The 4,087-nt window shown below is 77.4% G+C and carries 5 protein-coding genes and 1 pseudogene; 5 read left to right on the top strand and 1 reads right to left on the bottom strand.

Going from position 1 to position 4,087, the window contains the following annotated elements; translation table 11 throughout:
- Positions 1 to 422 (bottom strand): annotated as a pseudogene (locus IEZ00_RS36050) (hypothetical protein); the annotation flags it as partial.
- Between the two features lie 150 nt (positions 423 to 572).
- Here IEZ00_RS36050 and IEZ00_RS00080 point away from each other — a divergent pair.
- From IEZ00_RS00080 to IEZ00_RS00095, 5 genes are read left to right on the top strand one after another with little or no spacing between them, the layout of a single operon-like run.
- Positions 573 to 1,208, top strand: a complete 636-nt coding sequence (locus IEZ00_RS00080; RefSeq protein WP_189221695.1) for a glycosyltransferase family 2 protein — start codon at positions 573 to 575, stop codon at positions 1,206 to 1,208.
- 26 nt (positions 1,209 to 1,234) lie between these two features.
- Positions 1,235 to 1,885: a TIGR04282 family arsenosugar biosynthesis glycosyltransferase gene (locus IEZ00_RS00085; RefSeq protein WP_189220952.1), complete on the top strand. Its 651-nt coding sequence runs from the start codon at positions 1,235 to 1,237 to the stop codon at positions 1,883 to 1,885.
- Complete coding sequence (locus IEZ00_RS36055) at positions 1,882 to 2,481, top strand: class I SAM-dependent methyltransferase (protein WP_229794829.1); 600 nt, start codon at positions 1,882 to 1,884, stop codon at positions 2,479 to 2,481. The genes IEZ00_RS00085 and IEZ00_RS36055 overlap by 4 nt, the downstream gene beginning before the upstream one ends.
- Entirely contained in the window at positions 2,478 to 3,515 is a 1,038-nt protein-coding gene (locus IEZ00_RS36060) for a molybdopterin-dependent oxidoreductase (RefSeq protein WP_229794831.1), read from the top strand. The genes IEZ00_RS36055 and IEZ00_RS36060 overlap by 4 nt, the downstream gene beginning before the upstream one ends.
- The gene (locus IEZ00_RS00095) at positions 3,512 to 3,913 is read left to right on the top strand and encodes a hypothetical protein (RefSeq protein ID WP_189220954.1); all 402 of its coding nucleotides are present in this window, start codon (positions 3,512 to 3,514) and stop codon (positions 3,911 to 3,913) included. The genes IEZ00_RS36060 and IEZ00_RS00095 overlap by 4 nt, the downstream gene beginning before the upstream one ends.
- Positions 3,914 to 4,087 lie beyond the last annotated feature (174 nt).

Here is a 4,087-nt window from a genome sequence, read left to right on the forward strand (position 1 = left end):
CCGGAGACGTGGACGGTCCACGAGTCGGGCTGGAAGTCCAGGATGCGCGAGGAGAACCCGCGCAGCGCCGCGCCGAGGTCGGTCACCCCCGGCACCTCGCTGAGGTACTCGTCGGGGGTAGTCAGGCGGTCGGCGAACCCCCGCCCCCAGCCGCCGACCAAGGCCAGGGAGAACGTCCACGCCACCGCCGCCGCGTAGCCCGCGAGCAGCGCCCCGCGCCACGGCAGGCGCTGCGCCAGCTCGGGGCCGCGCGCCACCACCAGCACCGCCACCACGATCGCGAACGGGGTGCCGACGCCGACGTGCGGCAGCCAGGAGGCGAACAGCGGCGGCGCTCCCGCGAACACCAGGTGGTCGTCCAGCGCCACGCCGACCGCGGCGGCCAGCACGACGAGGGCCGAGGCGGCCAGCACGCGCAGCACCCGCCCACCGTAGAGGCCCGGACCCGCGTGGGGCCGTCGCGCGGGCGATTCGTCAGAGGTCTGTAAGAACTGCGGAGGCGTCACGATTCCGTAAGCGCCACAACGCTTTTCCAACGTCCACGGCGGACCACTCTTGGCGGCGTGGACGAGATCGACGTGGTGCTCCCCTGCCTCGACGAGGCGGCGGCGCTGCCGGGTGTGCTGGGGGCGATGCCCACCGGTTACCGGCCTGTGGTGGTGGACAACGGTTCGCGCGACGGCTCCGCCGGGATCGCGCGGCGGCTGGGCGCGGAGGTGGTGCACGAGCCGAGGCCGGGGTACGGCGCGGCGGTGCACGCCGGGATCGAGCGGGCGCGCTCGGAGGTGGTGTGCGTGCTCGACGCGGACGGCTCGCTCGACCCCGGCGAGCTGCCCGCGCTGGTGGCGCTGCTGGACGGCGCGGACCTGGCGGTGGGCAGGCGGGTGCCGGTGGCGGGGAGCTGGCCGTGGCACGCGCGGGCGGGCAACGCGCTGCTGGCGGCCCTGCTGCGGCGCCGGGGGCTGCCGGTGCGCGACATCGCGCCGGTGCGGGCGTTCCGACGGCGTGACCTGCTGGCGCTGGGCGTGGCCGACCGGGCCTTCGGCTATCCCCTGGAACTGCTGCTGCGCGCGAACGCGGCCGGGTGGCGGGTGGTCGAGCGCGACGTGCGCTACGGCCCGCGCGCGGCCGGGACGCGCTCCAAGGTCTCCGGTTCGGTGCGCGGCACGGCGCGGGCCGTGCGCGACATGGCGGCGGTGCTGCGGTGAAGCGTGCTGCGGTGAGCGGTGTCGCGGTGAGGGCGAGCCTGCTGGTGGTGGCCAAGGCCCCGGTGCCCGGTGCGGCGAAGACGCGGCTGACCCCGCCCGCCACCCCCGGTCAAGCCGCCGAGATCGCCGCCGCCGCCCTGCTGGACACGCTGGACGCGGTGCTGCGCACGCCGGGGGTGCGGCCGGTGGTCGCGCTGGCCGGGGACCTGTCGGCCGCGTGCCGCCGGGCCGAGCTGCGGGCGGCCCTGCGGCGCTGCCTGGTCCTGCCGCAGCGCGGCGCGGACTTCGCCGAGCGGCTGGCCAACGCGCATGCCGACACCGCGCGGCGGCACGGGCTGCCGGTGCTCCAGATCGGCATGGACACCCCTCAGGTCACCCCCGAGCTGCTGGACTCGTCGGTCGGCGCGCTGGCCGAGCACGACGCCGTGCTCGGTCCCGCCGAGGACGGCGGCTGGTGGGCGCTGGGCCTGCGCGACGCCACCCGCGCCCGAGCGCTGCGAGACGTGCCGATGTCCCGGAACGACACCGGGGTGCGAACCGCGTCGGCCTTGCGGGACAAGGGGATCGGGATGTTGCCGACACTGTCCGATGTGGACACCATCGACGACGCCCTCGCGGTCGCCGGGAACCTCCCCGGCACCCGGTTCGCCGAAGCGGTGCGGGAGGCGGCGCGGTGACCGCCTTCGACGCGGGCCTGCGCGGGCACGAGTGCCTGCTGGAGCTGGCCGACGAGCGGGTGCCGCTGCCGGTCGGGCGCTGGCGGGGCGAGGCGGACGCCGCCGACGAGGTGCTGCTGCGGGCCTGCGGCGGCCCGACCGTGGACCTGGGCTGCGGCCCCGGCAGGCTGGTCGCGGCGCTGGTGCGGCGCGGCGTGGTGGCCCTGGGCGTGGACAGCTCCGCGGTGGCCGTCGCGCTGACCCGCTCGCGCGGCGCGCCCGCCGTGCGGCGCGACCTGTTCGGCAGGCTGCCCGGCGCGGGGCGGTGGTCGCACGCGCTGCTGGCCGACGGCAACATCGGCATCGGCGGCGACCCGGTGGCGCTGCTGCGCCGGGCCGGGAAGCTGCTGCGCCGCGGCGGGAGCGTGCTGGTCGAGGTGGACCCGCCGGGGTGCGGGCTGCGCCGCGAGCGGGCCAGGATCGCGGGCGGGCCGTGGTTCGACTGGGCCCGGCTGGACGCCGCCGCGCTGGCCGCCGCCGCCCGCCGGGCCGGGCTGCGGCCGGGCTGGGTGGTCGAGCGGGACGGCCGCTGGTTCGCGGAGGTGGTGCGGCCGTGAGGAGGTCCGACCCCCACCTCGCCGCGCGCGTCGGGCTGTGGCTGGGCGTCGCGTTCGGCCTGTGCTTCGCCACCGGCCTGCTCAGCCACGCCGCGCAGCACCCGCCCGGCTGGTTCACCTGGCCGACGCGGCCGGTGAGCCTCTACCGGATCACCCAGGGCGTGCACGTGGTGTCCGGGGTGGCGGCGATTCCGCTGCTGCTGGCCAAGCTGCACACCGTCTACCCCAGGCTGTTCCAGCGGCCGGTGGTCGGGTCGGTCCGGCACGCGCTGGAGCGCGGGTCGGTGCTGGTGCTGGTCGGCGCGGCGTTCTTCGAGCTGGTGACCGGGCTGTTCAGCGCCGCGCAGAACTACCCGTGGGACTTCTTCTTCCCACCCGCCCACTACGCCGTGGCGTGGGTGGCGGTCGGCGCGCTGCTGGTGCACGTCGCGGTGAAGCTGCCGCTCTGGCGCGCGGCGCCCGAGCCCAGGCGCGCGACGCTGAGCAGGCGCGGTTTCCTGCTCGCCACCGGTGGCGCGGTGGCGGTCGCGGTGCTGGCCACGGCCGGTGCGTCGGTGCCGTGGCTGCGGCGGGTCTCGGTGCTGGCGACCCGGTCGGCGGCGCTGCCGGTCAACCGCACCGCCGCGGCGGCCGGGGTGCGGCGGGTCGGCGACGGGTGGCGGCTGCGGGTCGGCGCGCGGGAGTTCTCGCTGGCCGAGCTGGCGGCGCTGCCGCAGACCAGCGCCGAGCTGCCGATCGCGTGCGTCGAGGGCTGGAGCGCCTCGGCGCGGTGGACCGGCGTGCCGGTGCGCGACCTGCTGGCGCTGGCCGGTCTGCCGGTCGGCGACGTGCGGGTGGAGTCGCTGGAGCGGGACGGGCTGTACCGGGCGAGCACGCTGCCCGCCGCGCACGCGGCGGACCCGCTGACGCTGCTGGCCTTGCGGCTGGACGGCGCGCCGCTGCCGCTGGACCACGGCTACCCGTGCAGGCTGATCGCCCCGAGCAGGCCGGGCGTGCTGCAGACGAAGTGGGTCACCAGCCTGGAGGTCCGATGACGCGGTTGGTGCTGGGCGCGATCGGCGTGGCGTTCGGCCTGTGGGGGGTGTTCCTGCTGCTGCCGCAGGACCTGCCCGCCATCGGCCTGTGGTTGCTCGCCGGTCCCGTCGTCCACGACGCGCTGGTGGCGCCGCTGGTGGGCGGGATCGGCCTGCTGGTGGGCCGCGGACTGCCCCGGCCGTGGCGGGGACCGGTCGCGGCGGCGGCCGTGCTGACCGGGGTGCTGGGCCTGCTGGCCGTGCCGCTGCTGTGGCGGCCGTTCGCGGGCCCGGCCAACCCCGGCCTGCTGGACCGCCCGTACTGGGCCGGTCTGCTGGCCGCCGTGGGCCTGGTCTGGGCGACGGCCCTGGTCGTGGGCGCGGTGCGGCACGTGTCGAGGCCGCGCCCCGGCGGGTGAGCCACCCGTCGGAGCGCGGCCTCGCGGTCCGGTCAGTTGGTGGGCGCGGGCTGGCTGCCCAGGGTCACCTCGACGGTGCGGTCGGTGCCGATGGTCAGCTGCACCTTGTCGCCGGGGGTGCGCGAGCGGACCGCCGCCACCAGCGCGTCCGCGCTGTCGATGCGGCGATCGCCG

Origin of the sequence: Saccharothrix coeruleofusca, assembly GCF_014648515.1 — a bacterium.
Taxonomy (GTDB): Bacteria; Actinomycetota; Actinomycetes; order Mycobacteriales; family Pseudonocardiaceae; genus Actinosynnema; species Actinosynnema coeruleofuscum.

Coding starts and splice junctions, on each gene's coding strand:
- IEZ00_RS00095 (WP_189220954.1), top strand. CDS start 3,512: ATGACGCGGTTGGTGCTGGGCGCGATCGGCGTGGCGTTCGGCCTGTGG.